The organism is Sutterella seckii (genome assembly GCF_009183815.1).
GTDB classification, from domain to species: Bacteria; Pseudomonadota; Gammaproteobacteria; order Burkholderiales; family Burkholderiaceae_F; genus Sutterella; species Sutterella seckii.
The window spans coordinates 1-3,095 of the sequence record NZ_WEHX01000153.1 but is presented as its reverse complement, the minus strand read 5'-3'; the positions used below and the strand labels follow the sequence as shown (position 1 = coordinate 3,095).

The 3,095-nt window shown below is 56.7% G+C and carries 1 protein-coding gene; it reads right to left on the bottom strand.

Annotated features, from left to right (window positions below):
• Positions 1–302 precede the first annotated feature (302 nt).
• Positions 303–2,564, bottom strand: coding sequence for an AAA family ATPase (locus GBM95_RS11415; protein WP_193222695.1), 2,262 nt, complete (start codon positions 2,562–2,564; stop codon positions 303–305).
• Positions 2,565–3,095 lie beyond the last annotated feature (531 nt).

The window sequence follows — 3,095 nt, the reverse complement described above, 5'->3', positions numbered from 1 at the left end:
AGCCCAGGAGAAGAAATCCAGCAAGCCTCTGTGAAAATATTCCCCTTATCGTCATGCAGCTTCAAGGGGTGCTGTTACCGGATTTCTGGAAATTCACGGGCTTATTTCTCTTTTCCGCGCAGAAGGTCAATTGGATTATCTCCTATATGTAACCCACGCGCATTAATTCTTTATGATCACCGCCTGCAATTTCCTGCAGGACAGGGAAACTTAAGATAGCAATGATTATCGTTTGCAGTTTGTCCCGACGAATTCCTGAGCAGAGGCTTTAAAAGTCGGCCTGCTCCAGCTGCTGCGTGGGTTCAGAACCCAATTCTGGGCTTCTTCCTCCCCTCGTTTTTCAGAGCCGAATCGTCTTCGAGCCGGCGAAGGAATTCCTCTGCACTTTGGATGGGGCTGAAGGCGGATCCTCGTTCAATGGCAGCGAAGTCGCCGGGCGTGATGCAGTCGAGCGCCGAGAGGCGCGTCACCAGGCTCTTCACGCCATCCGTCCCAAGTCCGAGCGCAGCGAGATGACGCTCGAGAAGCCCGAGCCTTTGTTCAGGTCTCAGGAAGTCGAACTTTGCCTTGAGGTCAAACCTGCGGAGCGCCGCCCGGTCAATGTTCTCAAAGAGGTTGGTCGTCGCGCAGAAGATGCCCGGGAAGCTTTCCATCTGCGTGAGGAGTTCGTTCACCTGCGTGACCTCCCAGGAGCGCTGACTCAATTCCCTGTCGCGCAGGAACGAATCCGCTTCGTCGATGAGAAGAAGCGCGCCCGCACGCTTAGCCTCTTCAAAAGCCTCGCAAATCAGAGCCTCGGTGCCGCCCACGAACATGCTGAGAAGGTCGCTCGCGCGTTTGGCGATGAGCGGCACGCCGAGCTCGCGGGCGAGCCAGCGCACGTATGCGGTTTTGCCGGTGCCCGGAGGCCCGTAGAGGCAGAGCCTGCCTGCCCCGCAGCGCTTCAGTCCCTCGCAGATGCCCTTGAGATCGGCCGTTGTATTCACGAATGCAGTGTCGTAGAAACGGGGGAGAGCCTCGGATCGTCCGGGAAGACGCCCGAGCGATTGAGCGTCAAGCGATGCCGAAAGGAGCGTTTCGCACGCTTCGTCCCTCGCCTTTTCGTCTTCCAGATTGAGGTCGGCAATGACGGATGCGGTGCGGGAGATGACTGCGGGCGAGAGCTTCCCGCTCAAAGCAAGCCGGTCAATCATGTCTGCGCTCACGAGGTTCCCGACCTCACTTTCAGCAATGCGACGGCGCACATTTTCGGGCGGAATCGGCACTTCGAGGACAATGTCGAAACGCCTGATCAGCGCCGGATCCATTCCTCCGAGCGTATTCGTCAGCCAGAAGGTCGGAACGGGGGCGATTTCGACGAGTTTATTGAGCTCGGCCTTGTTCGACCGCTTCGGACCGCCGAAGATAGTGAATACAGCTCCCTCGTTGATGATGTCTTCGGATTCGTCGATCACGAGGAGCGTCTTTTCGGACGACCGGTAAAGCTTCTCCGCGATGTTCCACCGGGTAATTCGCGAGCGCTCTCCATTCTCCTTCTCTGCATTGCGGAGCGGCCCGATCTCGTAAAGCTTCGCCCCGATCGCCTCTGCTGCCGTCCGCGTAAGTTCCGTTTTCCCGGTTCCCGGAGGGCCGTAGATGAGAATGTTGACGCCGGTCTTTCTGGTCTGAAGCACCTTCGCAAGATAAGGGATCAGCAGATTCTTCACGGCCGGGATGTGGCTGTAGTCGTCGAGCGTGAGATTCGCCTTCGGCGCCCGTACTATCCGCCTGCTGTAGAAGGCTTCGGGAGAAATCTGCTCATTCATGACGCTCCCGCACTGATCGTCGTCGCCGAGAAGCTCAAAGCGGTCGTCAAGCTCCTCCTCGGACGCCTTGCAGAGATGAAGCAGTCCGGTGCTCATGAGCGTACCGTCAGCAGAAAAGAGTTTTTCGCTCATCTCCTTACCAAGGGCAACCGAAAGCACTTCAGCAAGGAGGCGAGCGCCGCCCGCCGCAAAATCGAAATATTCGAGGAGTTCTTTGAGGGGCTCATGGAAGCGGGCGATCAGAAGAAACGCCAGTGCGTCGCTCTCATCCTGCGTGAGCCCGAACGCTTCGGCAAAGGCGCGGATGTTTGAGCGGAAGGGCTCCGGAAAGAGGGCTGCCCTCTCCTCATTGTCTTCCGCCTCTCTCGTCTCGAGCTCCCTGATGAAGCTTTCCGGACAGGCTTCGACTTCCTGCAGGCCGATCTTTTTCCTGACGGTTCTGAACCAGACGCCGCACGTGGAATTGCAGCAGATATCGCGCGAATCCATATCCATGTAGTTCATGGTCGATGCGTTCTCACGTCCGAGCCGCACGCGCTCCTCGGGCGTTTCGCCGGCATCAGGATTCTTAAGGGCCCACATGAGCGACTTCACCTCTTCGCGCATTGCCGTGTCGAAGGCCCGCCTCGTTCCGACGCTGTTGAGGTCAAGCATCGGCCAGACATCGCCTTTGACAAAAATCCGGGCGATCCAGAGATCTGCCGCTCTTTCGAAACCATGCGTTCCGGATTTCTTCCCGCATTGGGTGAACTTCTTCATTTCCGATGTTCTGTACATTTTTATTTTTTTCGGGTTCGTGCTTTATCAGAAGAAATCAGCATCGCGGCGCAGTTATTTCGAGCCTTGCCTCGCTGTACCGCTCAGGAAGGATTGTTGCCTGCCTTGCGTCAAAAAACGTCCTAACGAAACAAACTGAGGCTTCAGGAAAAACGGAAATTCATTGCTTGAACCAGAGAGAAGCTTGCGGCAAATTGAAGGAGCGCCATCTTCAAATTGGACTTTGAACCCATCCGTTGAATGCACCCATCAGAAAGTCCTTTAACGGTGCAGATGCCGGGGATGCTCAGCGACAGCAAAGTGCCCGCGCCCCTAAGCCGCATACGGACTCCCGTGAGGAGCGACGTCTCCATTTCCTGCGCCGACGCGAGCCGCGGGGGTTGGTCGGCCGGGCTCCTCTCAGCTCCCTATGAATAAAGGGGGCTTCCATAAATTCGGAAAGCCAGTTTTTCCACTTCGCCGACAGTACCCAAAACAACGCCGAGAGCCTCAGCACCGATCCGATGTTGAGGC